Source organism: Vitreoscilla stercoraria DSM 513 (assembly GCF_000382305.1).
Classification (GTDB): Bacteria; Pseudomonadota; Gammaproteobacteria; order Burkholderiales; family Neisseriaceae; genus Vitreoscilla; species Vitreoscilla stercoraria.
In genome coordinates this window covers 1-19007 of sequence record NZ_KB908034.1, presented here as the reverse complement: position 1 = coordinate 19007, position 19007 = coordinate 1, and the positions used below count along the sequence as shown (strand labels likewise).

21 protein-coding genes are annotated in these 19007 nt (G+C 44.1%); 13 read left to right on the top strand and 8 right to left on the bottom strand.

Features of this window, described 5'->3' with window-relative positions; all coding sequences use genetic code 11:
- Positions 1-126 precede the first annotated feature (126 nt).
- On the top strand, positions 127-912 hold the full coding sequence (locus H150_RS0111620; protein ID WP_019959235.1) for a hypothetical protein: 786 nt from the start codon (positions 127-129) through the stop codon (positions 910-912).
- Between the two features lie 64 nt (positions 913-976).
- On the opposite strand, the gene H150_RS0111615 is transcribed toward H150_RS0111620, so the two are convergent.
- Positions 977-1603, bottom strand: a complete 627-nt coding sequence (locus H150_RS0111615) for a hypothetical protein (protein WP_019959234.1) — start codon at positions 1601-1603, stop codon at positions 977-979.
- A gap of 167 nt (positions 1604-1770) precedes the next feature.
- The gene (locus H150_RS0111610; RefSeq protein ID WP_026353675.1) at positions 1771-3057 is read right to left on the bottom strand and encodes a M23 family metallopeptidase; all 1287 of its coding nucleotides are present in this window, start codon (positions 3055-3057) and stop codon (positions 1771-1773) included.
- A 319-nt stretch (positions 3058-3376) separates the two neighbouring features.
- On the opposite strand from H150_RS0111610, the gene H150_RS0111600 reads away from it, so the two are divergent.
- Together H150_RS0111600 and recJ are read left to right on the top strand one after the other, a co-directional pair.
- Complete coding sequence (locus H150_RS0111600) at positions 3377-4402, top strand: hypothetical protein (protein ID WP_019959232.1); 1026 nt, start codon at positions 3377-3379, stop codon at positions 4400-4402.
- Positions 4399-6093, top strand: a complete 1695-nt coding sequence (recJ, locus tag H150_RS0111595) for a single-stranded-DNA-specific exonuclease RecJ (RefSeq protein WP_019959231.1) — start codon at positions 4399-4401, stop codon at positions 6091-6093. Before H150_RS0111600 ends, recJ begins: the two co-directional genes overlap by 4 nt.
- Before the next feature lie 17 nt (positions 6094-6110).
- On the opposite strand, the gene H150_RS0111590 is transcribed toward recJ, so the two are convergent.
- Positions 6111-6746, bottom strand: coding sequence for a LysE family translocator (locus H150_RS0111590; RefSeq protein WP_040755939.1), 636 nt, complete (start codon positions 6744-6746; stop codon positions 6111-6113).
- 188 nt (positions 6747-6934) lie between these two features.
- Here H150_RS0111590 and H150_RS14405 point away from each other — a divergent pair, with 188 nt between their 5' ends.
- From H150_RS14405 to H150_RS0111555, 7 genes are all read left to right on the top strand, one after another.
- Positions 6935-7747 (top strand): energy transducer TonB, encoded by an 813-nt coding sequence (locus tag H150_RS14405; RefSeq protein WP_019959229.1) that lies wholly within the window; start codon positions 6935-6937, stop codon positions 7745-7747.
- Between the two features lie 79 nt (positions 7748-7826).
- The gene (locus tag H150_RS0111580) at positions 7827-8498 is read left to right on the top strand and encodes a MotA/TolQ/ExbB proton channel family protein (protein WP_019959228.1); all 672 of its coding nucleotides are present in this window, start codon (positions 7827-7829) and stop codon (positions 8496-8498) included.
- 3 nt (positions 8499-8501) lie between these two features.
- Positions 8502-8945: an ExbD/TolR family protein gene (locus H150_RS0111575; protein ID WP_019959227.1), complete on the top strand. Its 444-nt coding sequence runs from the start codon at positions 8502-8504 to the stop codon at positions 8943-8945.
- Positions 8946-9110: 165 nt separating this feature from the next.
- Positions 9111-9311 carry a glycine zipper 2TM domain-containing protein gene (locus H150_RS0111570; RefSeq protein ID WP_019959226.1) on the top strand — a complete coding sequence of 67 codons (201 nt, stop codon included), beginning with the start codon at positions 9111-9113 and terminating at the stop codon, positions 9309-9311.
- Between the two features lie 135 nt (positions 9312-9446).
- Positions 9447-9908 carry a D-aminoacyl-tRNA deacylase gene (gene dtd / locus H150_RS0111565; protein ID WP_019959225.1) on the top strand — a complete coding sequence of 154 codons (462 nt, stop codon included), beginning with the start codon at positions 9447-9449 and terminating at the stop codon, positions 9906-9908.
- A gap of 8 nt (positions 9909-9916) precedes the next feature.
- Positions 9917-10711: a YoaK family protein gene (locus H150_RS0111560; protein WP_019959224.1), complete on the top strand. Its 795-nt coding sequence runs from the start codon at positions 9917-9919 to the stop codon at positions 10709-10711.
- Between the two features lie 66 nt (positions 10712-10777).
- Positions 10778-11335 (top strand): hypoxanthine-guanine phosphoribosyltransferase, encoded by a 558-nt coding sequence (locus tag H150_RS0111555; protein ID WP_019959223.1) that lies wholly within the window; start codon positions 10778-10780, stop codon positions 11333-11335.
- Between the two features lie 69 nt (positions 11336-11404).
- Here the strand turns inward: H150_RS0111555 and H150_RS14400 are convergent, their stop codons facing one another.
- The gene (locus H150_RS14400) at positions 11405-12364 is read right to left on the bottom strand and encodes a L,D-transpeptidase (RefSeq protein ID WP_019959222.1); all 960 of its coding nucleotides are present in this window, start codon (positions 12362-12364) and stop codon (positions 11405-11407) included.
- Positions 12365-12557: 193 nt separating this feature from the next.
- Here H150_RS14400 and H150_RS0111545 point away from each other — a divergent pair, with 193 nt between their 5' ends.
- Entirely contained in the window at positions 12558-13916 is a 1359-nt protein-coding gene (locus H150_RS0111545; protein WP_019959221.1) for a J domain-containing protein, read from the top strand.
- A gap of 51 nt (positions 13917-13967) precedes the next feature.
- Here the strand turns inward: H150_RS0111545 and H150_RS14395 are convergent, their stop codons facing one another.
- Entirely contained in the window at positions 13968-14516 is a 549-nt protein-coding gene (locus tag H150_RS14395; protein WP_019959220.1) for a tetratricopeptide repeat protein, read from the bottom strand.
- 395 nt (positions 14517-14911) lie between these two features.
- On the opposite strand from H150_RS14395, the gene ggt reads away from it, so the two are divergent.
- Together ggt and H150_RS0111530 are read left to right on the top strand one after the other, a co-directional pair.
- Complete coding sequence (gene ggt / locus H150_RS0111535) at positions 14912-16585, top strand: gamma-glutamyltransferase (protein ID WP_019959219.1); 1674 nt, start codon at positions 14912-14914, stop codon at positions 16583-16585.
- A gap of 225 nt (positions 16586-16810) precedes the next feature.
- Positions 16811-17773 carry an Lnb N-terminal periplasmic domain-containing protein gene (locus H150_RS0111530; protein WP_019959218.1) on the top strand — a complete coding sequence of 321 codons (963 nt, stop codon included), beginning with the start codon at positions 16811-16813 and terminating at the stop codon, positions 17771-17773.
- Between the two features lie 45 nt (positions 17774-17818).
- On the opposite strand, the gene H150_RS0111525 is transcribed toward H150_RS0111530, so the two are convergent.
- The 3 genes from H150_RS0111525 to H150_RS14390 form a co-directional block, all read right to left on the bottom strand.
- Entirely contained in the window at positions 17819-18391 is a 573-nt protein-coding gene (locus tag H150_RS0111525) for a hypothetical protein (RefSeq protein WP_019959217.1), read from the bottom strand.
- A 3-nt stretch (positions 18392-18394) separates the two neighbouring features.
- The gene (locus tag H150_RS0111520) at positions 18395-18577 is read right to left on the bottom strand and encodes a hypothetical protein (protein ID WP_019959216.1); all 183 of its coding nucleotides are present in this window, start codon (positions 18575-18577) and stop codon (positions 18395-18397) included.
- Between the two features lie 173 nt (positions 18578-18750).
- Positions 18751-19007 (bottom strand): Tn3 family transposase (locus H150_RS14390; protein ID WP_019959215.1); only part of this gene is annotated, 257 nt, incomplete at its 5' end.

The following is a 19007-nucleotide window of genomic DNA, read 5'->3' as shown; positions in this document are numbered from 1 at the left end:
TTACACAAGCTGTATGATTGACAACAAAGCGTCCTGTAAACGTTTTACAGGACGCCTCAAAACCATGCCAATCATTTTATCTTGTCATCAAACCTCATATTTATTTGACCAAGGAAACCCATTTTCATGCGAACCTTATTGATTGCTTGTTTGGGCTTGTGCAGCTTAAACGCATATGCCAACGACTTAAGCTCTGAACAAAAAATAGCGGTACAACAATTCATCCAACATTTCAAAAACAATGATGTCAATGCCATCGTAAAACTGGTGGATTATCCTCTCGAACGTGAATTGCCGTTACCTGCCATTCAAAATGCTCAAGAAATGAAGCAGCGTTTTAACCAAGTCTTTGATGCCAAACTGACACAAAACATTGCCAATTCCCACATCAACGATTGGGATCAATACGGCTGGCGTGGTATTTCGTTGAGCAATAACCAAACACAAAATGATGTGTGGCTGCGGGATGATGACAATGACAGCACAGGAAAAAATTTGAAAATCATTGCCGTCAATCACAGCAGTGCCGCTGAAAAAAAATGGCGTCAACAACTCTTGCAGCAACAAAAAAACAAATTACACGCATCATTAAAAACATTCCAAGAGCCTATTTATTTGTTCCAAACGCCAAACTATTTGGTACGCATAGACCAATTAGATGCCCAAACCTACCGTTATGCTTCATGGAAAAAAAGCCAAAACCAATCGAGCAAACCCGATTTGCTGCTAAAAAGCACCGATTTTGAAGTAGAAGGTACTGCTCGCAATGAAATCGTGCGCTTTGAAAGCGGCCCTTATATGTATGAAGTATATCGCAACAGAATGGGTGAATCTTCCGCCGACATCTTGTTGACGGTATTTAAAAATGAAGTGGAAGTTTTACATGAAGAAGGCATGTTAATACCCCATTGATATCTACGGCACAAACAAGCCACAAAAAACCACGCCTCAGCGTGGTTTTACATGTATTCATCTATTACTTTTTTTCAATCACAGGCTTAGGATGGTGCGGTTTGCCATCATGATGCTTGCCTTTATGACCTTTTTTACCATTCATGTGTTGCATAGGCACTGGTTTTTTAGCTTGTTCTAAATACGTTTGTTGCTGTTTTTTGTCCAAAACTTGGAAAATAGCATGTTCTTTTTGCAATTGTTTGATTTGGTGGCGTGCCATTTCTTGTTCACGCAAACTGCCCAATTGTTGACGCACTTCTTGCTGCTCTTGGATTAATTTTTGTGCTTGTTCGGTGTTGAAATTTTTGTTTTGCAACACGCTAGAACGCTGCTCACGCAATTGACCCAAACGATTTTGCAAAGCGTCTTTTTTCAAATCACGTGTTTGTGGCACGTTTTTCATGTCTTCACGGTATTGCTTTTCAATCGCTTCGATTTTACCAATTTGTGCTTGGCTCAATTTCAAATTGGCATAACGGCGTTCAATGTGTTTTTTGGTCATTTCCGCTTTTTGCGCATCCGTCAAAGCCGCGCGTTTGGCTTGGTGTTGTTCATTAGCGTGGTGCATCGGCGCTGCCACAACCATACTTGAAACACCCAAAACAGCAGCCGCAGTCAAACCCAATAAAGAGGTTTTCATCATTTTCATTGGTCAATCCTTATATCTAAATGGTGTCTGACAGACCTGCGTATCTTAACCGCTTTCATTGTTAATGACATTAGAATTAAAGTTAAAAAACTTAAAATATCGATGCCATAACAAAACAAGCGTCCTGTAAAACTTTACAGGACGCTTGTTTGAGACAATACAGACCATCAATGCAATTGCGCTACCATCACAGGCAAACCACGAATGGTCGCAATCTTCTCTTCTGCCGAATTCACACGACCTTTAAACGCAGCCAATTCAGAATTGCTCAACGTCCGCACAGGCAAGGCTACCGTCGATGGATCGACCATCTGACCATTAATACGCACTTCATAATGCAAATGCGGCCCTGTCGAGCGACCTGTCGTACCCACATAACCAATCACTTGACCTGCTTTCACGCTTTTACCATTGCTAATGCCCGGCTCAAACTTACTCATGTGCGCATACAAAGTTTCCATGCCTTTGCGATGACTGAGCATCACAGTTTGACCATAACCACCTTTGGTACCAACAAATGACACCACGCCATCAGAAGGTGCCACAATTGGCGTACCCGTTGGCACAGCATAATCCATACCTGTGTGCATGCGATACGTCTTCAAAATCGGGTGAAAACGCATCCCAAAAGCAGAACTCACACGCGCAGCAGTTTGAATCGGTTTGTTCTCAAAACCTTTGGTAATGGATTTACCACGATGGTCGTAATACGCACCGGTGTTATCGCCATGGTCAAAATAATAAGCTTGGAACAAGCGACCATCTTTGCCCACTTCGACTGCCAAAATATTGCCCGCTGAAATTTCTTGACCACGGAAATAATGGCTTTCGTACAATACTCGTACCGTATCGCCTTCTTTCAAATCATCCAAGACAAATTTATCGCCAAACATTTCACTGATGGCTTCGCGAATTTCCACAGGCACTTTTGCCTGTGCCAAAGCACCACGCGCGGAAGTCACCACATTGACAGCACGCAAAGTCGGCATCGTCACCGTATCCACTTCAGTAGCAGAAGCTTGCCACTGATTATCGACTTTTTCCAAAGCCAATAAGGTTTTTTCACCGTCTTCATCATCACTGAAAAACTGAATGGCATTCAAGCCGCCATCATTGTCACCTTGTATGCTCACCATTTGATGCGCACGCAAACGCACAAGCTCTGGACTAAAGCTTTTTTGTGCCAATAAATTTTGCACTTCCTTATTGCTCACACCCAAACGATTTAAGAAGGTCGTGAAATTCTCGCCTTCATTCACTTGTTCTTCGCGCCAATAAACTTCTTTAATGGGTGCATGCTGTAAAACAGGTTTACTCAAACGCTCAATCACTCGCGTCATGTCAGGACGCTGTGCTTCTTGCGCATCACCGACAGCAAATGCTGTTACTGAACCCAATAAAGCCACGACCATAGGAATGAGCATCCATCGTTTGGTTCTTTTAGCTGAATTCAAATTGATTCCTTATTTCACTTATTGCTTTCAATCAAAAAATACAATTGCGCCAAACAAATCAAGTGGATTCGTGGCGCAAATTTAGATTGATTCATTAATATCGATACGGATTATAAGTGCGACCCATATACAACACCTAATAACTTTCCATCACTTTACAATTATGCAGCGAAAATTAATCTTTTACAATCAATATACTTATAGTTAAATTTAAAGAGTCTATGCTCCAAATCAACATTGGGCAGAACACCAAGCCACCATATCGTCTATGCCCACGATAGGTTAAAATATATTTTTTACTCATTAAGATGACTGCGCCATGCATTTGACCTTGTGTCTACCTGGATTGATTTGGCCACACGCTGCCGCCACTGGACAAGTCCCAAAAAACTTGCCTACACAAGCCATAGATGAGTGGTTGCGTTTTGGCAACATACAGCCGTGTCAACGTGAACGCAGTGATTTGTACCGCCAAATACAAAGCTATACCAGTTTACTCCAACATTGCCAACAGCAAGCAGGTTTGGCAGATGCACCTCATGTCTTTTTTGCCAGCCCAGTATTACAACGGGTAGACATGCACAGCATGAGCGTGAGCGATGGTAGCAATCTCAATCTCACGATGTCTGAAGCGCAAGCCATGTGCCAAGACATCAACGCTTTTATGGACGATGACCTGTTTCACTTTGTTCCCCAGCGTGAATATCTATGGTTGGTTACCAGCAGCGCAGCCATCGAATGGCATTTGCCGCCAGTATGTGACATCGAAGGTCAGCTAAAATTCATGCCGCGCCCACAAAGTGATAATCGCAAAGCCAGTGCCAAATTACAAACCTTGCAAGCTGAACTGCAAATGTTTTTAAGCCAACATCCTGTCAACCAGCAACGCCGTTCCAATAAGCAAGCAGAAATCAACGGCATTTGGTTTTGGCGTGACTTGGCCAGCGATACACCTTTGGATGCCAATATTCCTTTATTGACCGATGCACCTTTATTACAACAATCTGCCAACACTCAAACCGATGCGCCTTATGATTGGTCAGCTGCCGCAGCTTGGCTACAAGAACAAGGTCGCCCTGAACAAGCCATTTTGTGGCTCAATCCATTGGAAGCACCGAGCATGTTTGGCGACATTTGGGGCTATCAAGATGCATTTCAAGCTTTGAATGAACGCTTTTTACAGCCCATTCAGCAAGCATTAAAACGCGGTGAACTACAATCTTTGACCATTAAAACCGATGGTGAAACAGGCTTTGATTTGCATTTCCAAACCAAACAACGTTGGGCATTTTGGAAACGTGGTCACCATTTCAACCATTATTTGCAAGCGTCTGATACCGAATGAAACCACATATCTTGGCTCGAGAGCCCGACAGCGCCATACAACAACAATTGCAAAATGCAGGAATCAATCCATTATTAGCCAAACTCTACGCCTCACGCGGCCTGAAAGATTTGAGCGAAACGGACAATGCTTTAAGCCATTTATTGCATTTTCGAGATTTGAAATCCATCCACCAAGCCGCAGCACAATTGGCGCAATACATTGATGAAGGCAAACGTTTGCTCATCATTGCCGATTATGATGCCGATGGTGCGACCGCTTGTGCCGTGGGTATGAAAGGTTTGCACTGGTTTGGCGCTAAAATCGATTTTTTGGTACCCAATCGTTTTGAACATGGTTATGGACTCACGCCACTGTTGGTCGATTTGGCACATGCCGCAGGCGCACAAGTGATTATTACGGTCGACAATGGCATCGCTAGCAGCGCAGGTGTCGCCCATGCCAAAAATTTAGGCATAGAAGTTTTGGTCACCGACCACCATTTGCCTGGTGATGAGTTACCCGATTGCACTATTGTCAATCCAAACCAGCCTGAATGTGGCTTTAGCAGCAAAAGCTTGGCTGGCTGTGGCGTGATGTTTTATGTCTTGTTGGCTTTGCGTGCACATTACAAACAATTGGGTCGTTATGACACACAAACGCCACCGAATTTAGCGCTATTGCTGGATTACGTCGCGCTTGGCACTGTCGCCGATGTGGTCAAACTCGATCACAATAATCGCATTTTGGTCGCGCAAGGCTTAAAACGCATTCGTGGCGGCAAAGCTGCTTTAGGCATACAAGCTTTGTTTGAAGTGGCCAAACGTGATATCCATAAAGCAGAACCTTTTGATTTGGGCTTTGCCATAGGTCCTCGCATCAACGCGGCAGGACGCTTGGGCGACATGAGCGTGGGCATACGTTGTTTGCTGGCCGAATCTATGCAAGAGGCACAAAACTTGGCGGCAGAATTGGATTCTTTAAACCGTGAACGCCGCAACATCGAACAATCCATGCTCAAAGAAGCTTTGAATCTGCCTGAGTTTCAAGTACAAGACACTCAAATGACAGTCACCGCTTTCCGTGATGATTGGCATCAAGGCGTGGTTGGGATTGTGGCAAGTCGGTTGCGTGAACGCTATCACCGCCCTACTTTTGTCTTTGCACCGGGCGACAATGGACAATTGCGTGGTTCAGGGCGCTCGATTCCTGCTTTGCATTTGCGGGATACGCTGGATTTCATTTCCAAACGCCACCCCAATTTAATTGCTCAATTTGGTGGTCATGCGATGGCAGCAGGATTAAGCTTGCCCGCTGAAAATCTCGCTGCCTTTCAGGACGCTTTTGAAGCAGCGGTGCGTGAACTCATCACATTGGCAGACTTGACCCAAACTTTTTTGACCGATGGGGTTTTAAACCGCCACCAATTGAATTTGCAATCGGCACAAGACTTGAACCAAGTCATTTGGGGACAAGGTTTTGCAGCACCGATTTTTGAAGGTATTTTCAGTGTTCAATCACAAAGAGCGATTGGTGTGGGACATAAAAAAGCTGAACTAAAAAGCCAAGATGGGCAAGTGGTCGAAACCATGTTTTTCCGCTGCGAAGAAGACTTGCCCGCCACCATTCATTTGGTCTATCGTTTGGTAGACAATCAATGGCGTGGGCAACACATCTTGCAATTGCACAGTGAATATTGGGAAGCGGCCTGAAAACCTTTACAGGACGCTTAAAACATCGTGTTGAAGCTGTCCCACAATAAACTCACCGCAATCAATACAAACACCACCCCGCAACTGCGATTCAACCACAACAAACGGCGGCCTTGCTGCAACCAACTGGACAAAGCTTGGCCGCTGATGCTGTATAACAATTGCCATACAATTTCGATGACAAAAAAAGTGGCAATCAAAATGCCATATTGCGGAATTTGCGGGGCATCGCTTTGGATGAATTTCGGAAAAAATGCCGCAAAAAACAAAATCGCTTTAGGATTGGACAAAGACACGCCCAAACTGGTCCGAAACAATTGCCATGCTGACGGTGTGACTTTTTCTCCTGCTTCTACATTCAAATTGCCGCCATCACTGTGCCATGAACGGTAACCCAAATACGCCAAATACAGCGCACCCAAACATTTGAAAATTTCAAATGCCAAAGGCGATTGTTGGCTCAACAAGGCCACGCCCGCCAACGAAAACCCCAAAACCAATATCAAACCCGCACTCAAGCCCAATAAAGCCCACATGGTTTTTTTCAAACCATGGTTTAAGCCTGATTGAAATGCCCACAACATATTGGGTCCGGGTGTTGCTGAAATCAACAAAGTACTGCTCACAAACAACAACCACTGCGTTAAATGCACGATGTCACCCGCTTGTTTAGACGAAGAGACAACATCATAACAAAGCCACATCCTTATGGATAATATTGTCATATATATAACAAGTAACTGCTTGTTCTATTAACATCTGTTGCGTGCTGAAAAAATTTTACGTCAATCTCACACAAAATACTGTTAATAGTAACCATTCTCAGTTAGAATCATGCCCTATGAAAAAGAACACGCAATTTGCCTTAACCATATTCGCCGTGAGCTTGCTACACGCAGCAGGGATTGCTGCTTTGTCTTCGTTTGAAGACAAGCCAGCGGAGTTAATCACCACTCAAGAAGAGTTGACTTTCGTCGAAATCGGCAGCGCCCCACCACCTGCAGCCGCACCTTTGGTCGCACCTGTGACGCCTGTGGTTAAAAAACCAAAACCGCAGCCTGACATCAAACGCACCATTGTCAAAAAGCCTGAAGTCGAGCGTGTAATCGAGCGCAAGCCTGAGCCTAAGCCTGAGAAAAAAATCGAACCTAAAATCGAAAAACCTCAGCCTGAAAAAATCGTTGCCAAACCCAAACCTGCTGAACCAACAGCGCCTGCCAATACAGCGCCCACTCAAACAGCCAGTGCAGGCACCCATCAAGCTGCTGGTTCTCAAGGTAGCGGCAAAGGTACAGCTATTGGCAAAGAGGGTGAAGGCAAAGGTGGCGGCTCTGGTTCTGGTGAAGGTAATAGCAAAGGTGGTGGCTCTGGTCCAACCAGCGGACCTAAAATTGCAGGTTCTGCCAGTTGCTTAAGCCCCGTGTACCCACAAGAATCGATAGATCGTGGCGAAGCAGGATCGGTTAAAGTACGTTGGACGGTGGGTGCTGATGGCAGCGTCCTGAACGTAGAAGTCACAGGCTCTAGTGGTCACGCTCGTTTGGACAATGCAGCATTGCGCCAAGCTAAAAAATGCCGTTTTAGCCCCGCTTTAAAAGGTGGCGTGCCGGTACAAAACAATTACACTCGCCCATACAACTTCAAAATCAGTTGATGGCGCAAACGAACACTGAGTCAGTTGATTTCCAATCAGCTGACTACAAAACAAATAAATACATGAAGGATAATGGGTTATGAATTTGGGTTTGGTATTTGAACAAGGCGATGCCGTTCTGATTTTTGTCTTTTTATCATTGGTAGTCATGAGCATTGCCACATGGTCTATCATCATTTGGCGCACATTCCGTTTGCTCAAAGCTAAAAAAGCCAATCGCGTTGAATTGGAAAAATTCTGGAATGCTTCATCTATTGCAGAAGCCCACAAAAATGTCGATGCACAATATTCACCATTGGCACAGATGATCAATGAATCTATCGAATTAAAAAACACCTACCAACAACGCCAACAACCAGGTAATTTAGCGATTCAAGTGCCATTTGACACCTATATGACTCGCCACATTCGCAATGCTATGACCAAAGCTTTGCGCCCATTTGAAAGTGGCTTGACCACTTTGGCCTCTATTGGCGCAACCGCACCATTCATTGGCTTGTTCGGTACAGTTTGGGGTATTTACCATGCCTTAATCAACATCAGCGCTGCAGGTCAAATGAGTATTGCTGCGGTAGCAGGTCCTATTGGTGAGGCTTTGGTGGCCACTGCCGCAGGCTTGTTTGTGGCCATTCCTGCCGTATTGGCTTACAACGCATTGGTTCGTGGTAACAAAACTTTGTCACACGAATTGGACAGCTTTGCACACGACTTGCATGCACAATTGGCTGTTGAAAAGAAAACTCAGGAGTAAATCATGTCTTTTGGTTCAATGAATGACGGTGGCAACGACAGCCCAATGGCGGAAATCAACGTCACCCCTTTGGTCGATGTGATGTTGGTATTGCTGATTGTATTTATGGTAACCATGCCTGTTTTGACCCATCAAATCCCTTTGAATTTGCCCACCGCTTCGGAAAATGCCAAAGAGCAACCTGTCAAAGAGCAAAAAGAACCGTTTCGTATGGATATTCGTGTAGATGGTACTTATCATGTGGATGGCAAAGAAATCACAGCCGATAAATTGGTACAAGAGTTGAAAGTCCAATTGGAAAAAGACCCTGATACCGTCTTGGCCATTGCCGCGGACAAAGCCTCAGAGCACGAAGCATTAACCACTTTACTGGCCGCTGCACAAGAAGTGGGTTTGACCAAAGTCGGTTTTGTAACGGAAACACCTGCTGTTTTGACCGCTCAATAAATCATTTAAAATGCATTAAAAGCCTACCTTTAAAAGAATGGTAGGCTTTTTTATATGCTTTAACTATTCTTAACATGTTAGGCAATGACAAAATGCTACCTTTCAGGTCAAAATGAAACCTAGATATTAAAATCTACAATATCATTTGATAAAGGAATCATCACTATGAAAATCATTGCACAATTAGCAGTTATCGGCTTGGTAAGCGCTTCTTTGGTTGGCTGTGCCAATATGAACACTCAACAACGCAATACCGCTGCAGGTGTAGCCGTAGGTGGCGTGGCTGGTCATCTCATTGGTGGCAATACAGGTGCAACTTTAGGTGGTGCAGCTTTGGGTGGTGTGATTGGTAGCCAAGTACGCTAAGACAACCTCTGCTTTGGGTTAAAACCCATTATTCCAATAACAAGCGTCCTGTAATCGTTTACAGGACGCTTGTTTTTAAATGGACACAGTGTTATTACAATCTTATCTTATTTATATTTAGAAAGTGCTCTGGTTATGCGTGCCGTCGTTCAACGTGTTGCTCATGCTCAAGTCGATGTACTCACCACCAACAGTCGCCATACGGCAGGTCAAATACAACAAGGTTTAATGGTTTTATTAGGTGTTGCAGAAGAAGATACCGAAACCGATGCGCGTTATATCGCGGATAAAATCACCCACTTGCGCATTTTCACTGATGAACAAGACAAAATGAATTGGTCTGTTACCGACATCGGCGGCAGCGTGTTACTGGTATCGCAGTTTACTTTATACGGTGATGCTCGCAATGGTCGTCGCCCTTCCTATACCCAAGCAGCACGTCCTGAAAAAGCAGTATCATTATACGAATTCGTTGCAAAATTATTACAAAATAATGGCTTAAATGTTGCCACAGGTGAATTTCAAACCCACATGCAAGTGTCTTTATGTAATGATGGTCCTGTTACCTTGTTATTAGACAGCCACAAACAATTTTAATAGGTCATATGTCCCATCCTCGCCCTCCTCGTTATGGCATGAGCCATTTGCATCAAGCGGATGTCAATCATGCCGCCTATCGAGGTTTGGGATATTTGATGGCATTTATCGGCGGTGCCATCAACGCAGGTGGTTTTTTTGCTGTTCACCATTACACCTCGCACATGTCAGGCGAATTGGCACGCATTGCCGACCATATTTTTTTACAACAATGGTCTATCGCGCTTTCATCTGCCCTGATGGTATTGAGTTTTATATTGGGTGCTTGTCACGCTGCTTTTTCCATTGTGTGGGGCAAGCATATTCGCTTACACAGCCCATATGCCATCACTTTTTGGATTGAAGCAGTTTACATGTTGCTGTTTGGCATCATGGCCTCTGGCCTCACCCATTATCAAACCTTAGTACCCATTACCGTTTTATTGATGTGTTTCATCATGGGCATGCACAATACGGTCATGACCATGTTATCAGGTGGCGTGATACGCTCTACCCACATGACAGGTTTTATCACTGACATCGGCATCGAGCTAGCCAAATTCCTGTTTTATTCCATGAAAAAACGCCGTCCCACATTACAAGGGGTACAACTGGCCAAGCTCAAATTGTATTTAGGTTTGGTAACAGGTTTTGTGCTCGGTGGCGTGTTCGGAGCTTGGGGATTTCACCAAGTCCATTTCAAATTTGTGCTGTCTTTATCTGCCGTATTGCTCATTATTGGCTTTAGCCCGATTGCTTACGAAGTCAAAATTCGCAAAAAAGCATGGCAAAGACGCAAGCATCAACAAAATAAACCTAAGTAAAAAAATGTCTATGCACTTTTCCTATTTAATAGGGTCAGTATAATAGACACATTTTGGAGCTCCAGCATGACTATGCCAGACCGCGCAAAAACCCAAGAGATTTTAGATACCGCAGAAGTATTGTTCACCGCAGCCGAATGTGATGCTGCTTTAGAGCGCATGGCCGCAGAAATTACTGCCGATTTAGGCGATGCATACCCATTGTTATTGCCTGTTATGGGCGGCGCAGTGGTATTCACTGGCAAATTATTGCCTTTATTGCGTTTCCCATTGGATTTTGACTACGTTCATGTTTCTCGCTATGGCGATAAATTGGAAGGTGGCAATTTCAGTTGGACGCGCGCGCCACAATTGCAAAAAGTAGAAGGTCGTGATGTTTTGATTTTGGACGACATCTTAGACGAAGGTCAAACCATGCGCGTCATCACCGAACAAGTGATGGCAATGGGTGCCAAATCATGCAAATGTGCCGTTTTCGCCAATAAATTATTGAACAAAGAAAAACCCATCACCGCAGATTATGTCGGCTTAGATGTACCAAACCGTTATGTCTTTGGTTATGGCATGGATGTCAGCGGCGCGTGGCGCAATTTGGGCGAAATCTATGCTTTAAAAGACCATTGATTTTTGAGCTTTCCCTATATAAAAAGCGTCCTGTAAAATTTACAGGACGCTTTTTTAATGCCAATTCAATTACCACAAACGGGTAAAATCTTCATCCGATTTGGTGTTTAACTGACTGCTCCAATCCACAGGCTGATGTGGCTGAATGAAATATTCACTTTCTTCGCTGTCTGGGGTGCTAATCGGCTCCGAAGCAGGAATCTTCTCTAATGCAGGCGGTATAACCGTCTGTGCAGGTTTAGAGACAGGTGCTGCTGCCACAGTTTGCTTCACAGGCTGCAAAGTACCTTGCACTTTTTTCGCACCTTGACCGCATGTCACACAATTGAGTTGACCAGAACGATTGGCCAATACTTGCGTCAACAATTTATCGTTGACTGTTTTACCGTGTTTTTTAGCCGCTTCATTGGCTTGGGCTTTCACTGCCGCAGGGTCCAATTTTTTCAAATTGTAGGGGTCTGTATAAGCTGCCACCCAAACATTGTTATTGCCATCAACATTGACCATGCCTTGCTGATACAGCACAGACACACGCGAACCACTATCAATGAACTTGGCAAACTCAATTGCATTTGGATTTTTCAAACGCACGCAACCATAACTGGCAAAACTCGGTACGCTAGAAGGCTTACTCGTACCATGAATGCCCAAACCCAATTTAGGATCACCAAAACGCACAAATACAGGACCTAACGGATTACTCGGTCCCGGTGGGACACTTTTTAGCTCAGGCAAACCTTTTTTCGCACGATCACGGCGAATAGAAGGTGGTACCGTCCAAGTAGGATTGAATGCTTTGGCACCAATTTTATACTCGCCCGGAGGCGTTTGCGTGCGACCCTTGCCCACTGCAATCGGATAACTTTTAGCCAAACGGCCATTTTCATATACAAACAAACGCAATTGTGGAATATTAATCACCACATGCTTACCTACTGAATCGATTTCTGTATTCGGCTGCATAAAATTAGCATGGGCACCATAACTGATTGTGGACAAAGCCAACGCCATCATCATTGTTTTTTTCACCGAGATTTCCTCAAGCATTAAATATTGTTGCAATGACTGCCATTGTAACGAAACCTTCTAACATCACTGTATTTTTTGTTCACATTCATTTGAAACTGCAAACCAAAAACACTTTTTTCAGACAAAGATTAACAGCAATTAAGACGTCATTGCTACAATCTCTGTTTGGCAGTGTTTATAAAATGGCAATCACATGATTAATTTGTATCAAATTCTCAATATTGAACCGAATGCATCCATCAAATCCATACAAGCTGGCATTGCCATTTACAGCTTGCGCGATGATGCCCATCCGAAAGTCATTGCCGCAGCACGCACACATTTGCTCAATCCACAACACCGACAAACATACGACCAACATTTATTCGCTTCTTTGGGCATGGATGCCAACACTGTTCATCACCATACCACACCTATCAAGCCCACAGCGACACACCAAATTGACAAGAAACTGATTCCGACCAATCAAATCCACGAATTTGAACATTTGTATCAGTTTTTAGGCATTGATACCCAAGCCAGTTATGCCAACATTGCCGATGCGATAGATGATGCGGTTTTGGAAGGACTCAATGGCAAATATATTCAGGACGCTCGAGAACAGCTTTTAAACCCAGATGCCCGTGCCGATTATGATGCCCAACACCACATTGTATCGGCAGCAGCCATCATTCAGTCCGAATCATCGTCATCCATACAAAAACAACGTGGTTTTTCTGTAAAAAATTGGCTCAAGCGAGGCAAAAACAATCCACGCCCGCCTCATCAAACTCAAGCAAACACACAAGCCCATTCAAGCAACACCGAAACAGACAAATATTCTCCAACTCAAGCAGCAGCCAATCCAACACCGACATTCAAACGTGACAATTGGTATCAGTTTTTAGGCATACGCGGCGATGCAACTTACCAAGAAATCAAAGTGGCCATTCGTACCGCTAAGCTCAAAGGACGAGACAAAGAACTCATTAAACAAGCACAAAATATGTTGCTTCGTCCAGCCAACCGCCGTTTATACGACAAGCAAAATAACATTTTGGTTTTTATTGCTGCACAAAATGGCGATATTCACAGCAAAGTCAAAGCCACCGATTATCGCCCAGCATCACAATGGGCCAATCGCAGCATCCAAAAAATCGGTTTAGCAGCGTGCGCGCTCATGGGCTTAAGCAGTGGCTTTACATTGTGGCTACCTGACACAATCGGATGGCGGTTGATGTCAGCTGGCCCTGTTTTTCTAACGTGCTTCATGACTTTGGTTTGTCTATTTTTTGGTCACAAACAAGACCCTTTATACCACAAAACCCATATTTTACTGAGCCTTAGCTTCATCCCTGCGGCATGGTCTTTGTCTTGGCTCAATTGGCAATCATCTCAAACAGGCATGTATTGGGGCTGCGCTGCTGCTTTGGGTATTTTCATCGTACCCTTATTGTGGCGAGGGCAAAGCCGCAATGTATCTTTTCAAGCCAACACCCAACAATCGCTGGCATTTATAGTCTTGCTTGCCAATATCGTTTGGGTCACCATTGCTTGGTATCTAACATCATAATATCAATATTCAATTGATTTACAGGACGCTTTAAGCGTCCTGTAATAAATCTTATTCTTCGTCTTCACCTGCCAATATCGCAGCGATGGTAGCGTCCCAATTACTCAATTCTTCTTGCGCCTCAGTATCACCTTGCGCTGCTGCAATGGCAAACCAACCACGCGCACGCTCAAAGTCTTGCTCGACACCTTCACCATCACGCAACAAGACGCCGACATTGAATTGTGACTTGCTTAAGCCCAATTTCGCCGCACGCTCATACCAAGTAAATGCTTGGCTCATGTCTTCAGCCACACCTTCACCGCTGTCATACATCCAGCCAATGGCATGAATGGCGCAAGCATCATTTTGCTTCACAGCCAAATCGTACCATTTTTTAGCTGCCTGATTGTCTTCGGCAATAGGCTCATCCAAATTATTCAAGCCATAAAAATAGGCTTCGCCCAACCAATATTGGGCATCGGCATTGCCTGCTTTGGCCTTTTGTAACACCTCTGCATAGCTTTCAAAATCGGGGTCACAATCTTGATCCCACGCCATCGCTGTACAAGGCAATAAACCCAATGCCACAATCCACCCACACCGCTTCCACCACTGCATGATTCATCCTTCAAATGCCGCACTCTACTTGTTGCAGTATAACGACATCCATCGTCTCTAAGCAGCAAATTTACGACAGTAACAAATAAGATTTACAATGTTTGTAACATTTAAATCACAAGTTGATTGATTCAAAATAACAGCCAACAAAATCCCCATCTCGTTTCACTGAAAATCATTCTAACATCAAGACATTTACAAGCATCCAAACGCTTTTTAATCTTTGCCTCGATTGGAAAATTATTAATATGTAATAAAAATCAAAAGCGAATTTTGATTTCTATGACTCAGATGATTATTTTCATCCATCCTGCTTTTGTTAACACCATAACTTCAATATGATGTTTGAATGGAATCTTGCAACACCCTTTCAATACATGAAGAAAGAGAAGCTTATGTCACGCTACTTGAAAATTGCAGTTACCGCAGCCCTCATCAGTGCCAGCAGTTTAAGTCTTGCTCAAGGCAAACAAGCGGCTTATGCCATGCCCGATGCTTACAGTGCCAAAGTGGTAGAAAATATTTTTGCCCAAGGAGGCAATGCCGTTGATGCGGCCGTAGCATCGGCTTTTGCCTTAGCAGTTACTTTTCCTGAGGCAGGCAATATTGGGGGCGGTGGTTTCATGACCGTTTATATGGATGGTAAACCTTATTTCTTAGATTACCGTGAAGTGGCACCATTGGCAGCCACCAAAAACATGTATTTGAATGAAAAAGGTGAAGTCATTGAGAACATGAGCGTGGTCGGCGCCAAAGCCGCAGGCGTACCAGGTACGGTGATGGGCATGTGGGAAGCGCATCAAAAATTTGGCAAACTCCAATGGTCACAATTGCTGCAACCCGCCATCGATTATGCTCACCAAGGCTTCATTGTCGCAGGCACGCAATCTTTGTATAAAACCGATGCTGAAAAAACATTCGGTGGCAAAACCAATTTTTCCAAATATTTTGGCAATTTGAAAGAAGGCGTCAATTTCAAGCAACCTGAATTGGCCAAAACCTTAGAACGCATCTCTCAAAATGGTGCCAATGAATTTTATCAAGGTAAAACTGCCCAATTGTTGGTTGCACAAATGCAACGTGATGATGGCTTAATCAGCATGGACGATTTGCACAAATACAAAGCCAAATGGCGCGAGCCTTTGAGCTTTAAATGGCGTGACCATGTCATCCACACCGCGCCTTTGCCAAGTTCCGGCGGCATTGCTTTGCGCCAATTGTTGGGCATGAAAGAAGCTCGTGCGGCGGATTTCAAAGGCGTGGCATTGAATTCCAGCCAATACATACATTTGATAGCTGAAATTGAAAAACGCGTGTTTGCCGATCGTGGTCAATACTTGGGCGACCCTGATTTTTCTAAGATTCCTGTTGCAAAATTAATCAGCAGCGACTATTTGGCGCAACGAGCCAAAGAAGTGAATCCGAAAAAAATCTCAGCAACAGAAAACATCAAACCAGGCTTAGAATCGGCACACACAACCCATTTCTCTATTTTAGACAAAGACGGTAATGCCGTTGCCAATACTTACACTTTGAACTGGGATTATGGTAATGGCGTGGTGGTGGAAGGCGCAGGCTTCTTGCTCAACGATGAAATGGATGATTTCAGCGCCAAAGCAGGCGTGGCGAACATGTTTGGCGTGATTGGTGCAGATGCCAATGCCATTGAACCGGGCAAACGGATGTTGTCATCGATGACACCGACCATCATGACCACTAACGACCAAGTAAGCTTGGTCATTGGCACTCCGGGCGGCTCGCGCATTTTCACTTCAATTTTCCAAGTCATCAACAATTTGTATGACTACAATTTGCCATTAAAGCAAGCCGTTGATGCACAACGCTTCCATCACCAATTGTTCCCGAAAGATGTGATTTACTACGATGATTTTGCACCGATTACGGGTGCCGTTGCTGCTAACTTGACCAAAATGGGCTATAAAGTCGAAGATCAAGGCTGGCGTTTGGGCGATATTCAAGCCATTCATGTACAAGATGGCAAAGTCACTGCCGCTTCAGACATGCGTGGTCGTGGTCAAAATTCCGTCATCACAACTGTAAAACCTTAAAGTCATATCGTTTCAAGCGTCCTGTAAGCTGTTACAGGACGCTTGTTATTGCTGATTGTCATACATCAATACAGAACCAATTCAAACACTACCCTATCTTAATAACGCAATCTGCGCTTGCCGCTTTACAATCTCGCTTCCACTTATTTGTTCACATTGAGATGATTCATGTTCCGTATTTCTCGTTTATGGCGCGCCATCGGCTTATTTTGTCTGAGTCTTATCATGTTACTTTTGAGCGCATGGTTGGCGATGGCTTGGCACACACAACAAGCTTTTGGCTCAGCCAACAACATGCTTATCGGCATTTGGCTGATATTCAGTCTGTTTGCCATTTTCAAACTGTGGCAACCACAGCGAAAACTGCATGCTGTTTATACACATGGCTTGATAGTGCTCATGGGCGTGGTGTGGTTTTTGAATATTCCTGCTCAACAAGAGCGTTTGTGGCAAGCCGATGTCGCCAAAATCATGCATTATGAAAAAAATGGGAGCATCATCACCTTACACAATGTGCGCAATTTTAACTGGCGCAGCCAAACAGATTTCGATGCTCGCTGGGAAACCCGTCAATACGATTTGAACCACATCACAGGCATCAACGTCATCGCCTCATATTGGATGGGTCCACAAATTGCCCATACTTTGGTCAGCTTTGATTTCAAAGACCAAACACCTTTAGTGTTTTCGATTGAAATTCGCAAAGAAAAAACCGAGGAGTTTTCTGCCATCGGTGGCTTTTTTCGTCAATTTGAATTGAGTTTGATTGCCGCAGACGAAAAAGACATTGTTTATACCCGCAGCAATGTGCGTGGTGAACAAGTGTATTTTTTTCCGATTCAAGGCATCAGCCAACATGAAATGCAAGCTTTGTTCTTAGCATATCTTGCCAAATCCGATTCGTTGCGAGCGACGCCGCAATGGTATAACACCTTGTTGTCAAACTGCACCACTTTGATTTACAGCATGGCACAAAAAGCCACGCACAACGAGCTGCCTTTGGATTACCGCATTTTGGCTTCGGGTTATTTGCCCAATTATTTGCACGATGTCCACGCTTTAAATCCCAATTGGGACATGAAAACGTGGTATCAAAAAGCACATGTTAATCCACGAGTCATAGGCAAAGAATCCAACAGCCAAGAATATTCCGATTTAATCAGACAAGGTTTACCACAACCGAATTGAAAGTCTTTTTAAGTCACTATTCAAAATAAAAGCGTCCTGTAAACCTTACAGGACGCTTGTTTTATCCCAACTTAAATCTCGCCAAAGTTGCTGTGCTTTCAATTGCCTTGCCATTCTACCTGCATTGGTTTGCGGCTCGGCAATCGCTCCATGTGCAGACAATTCACGCAAATGAAGCAGATGGTTTGGGCTACCAAACAATTGGCTGAGCAAATCTTGCTGCCATTCAACGGTAAGGAAGCCTCCGGGGCTGAACCAAACTTGTTTCTCACCATTTTGGTGCAAAGACACGCTCACACAATCTGCTGTCAACAGAATGCTGGCATAAGTCGTGATTTTAAAATGGGCAACCACATCGCACATGCGCTGTTCAAACAGCACCATGTCATCGCCACGAGGACAGCCGAGCCACAACAAACGTTTGTGACTGATACCATCATCAAAAATCCATTGCGACCATGCACACGGCAAACGCCAAGCCAACGTGGCAATATCCACGGTATGCGCTTTCAAAACGGTGGCATCGGGAGGCTCTAGCAATAAAAACATGCCATATATCGAACGAACAATATGTTGACCGATATGAATAGGCTGGGTCTTGCTGTTATGCTGGCTCAAAAGCTATTTCCACTGAATGCTGCTGATGGTCACTTCAATGTCATCGCCATGGCGGCGTTTGATGGCAGCGATGATTTCAGATTCGCTTTGGTCTTTGACGGTTAAAATAGAATGCACTTGCGTGCTGCGAGATTGACGAATCGTGCTTGAGTAAGAATAGCGGATGTTCGCTCTATAAGTGCTCATGTTTCTTCCTTTCTGTTTGGACAATGCTGTTTTGGCATAAGAGGAGTATTCATATTGCATCTTCATTAAAATGCAATATGACCAAACTGTCAACAAAAAAGCATAAAAAAGCGTCCTGTAAATTTACAGGACGCTTTATAGGGGTCACTTCAGAAAACGGAATTTAAAGTACGTTAAGGCTTAGGTAATTGCTTTAACGGCCTAAACTTGCCCACTCCGATTTTGTTGCTATGCCAGAGGTAATCTCCGGTTAGGTTGATATGTTCCCAGCCTAATGGGGACAGGTATTGCAGCAAAGTATCATCGATATTTTGTCCATGACTGCGTAACGCATTCACAGCCCTTTCTAGGTAGACGGTGTTCCACAACACGATCGCGGCTGTCACTAGATTGAGGCCGCTAGCACAGTAGCATTGCTGTTCAAAACTGC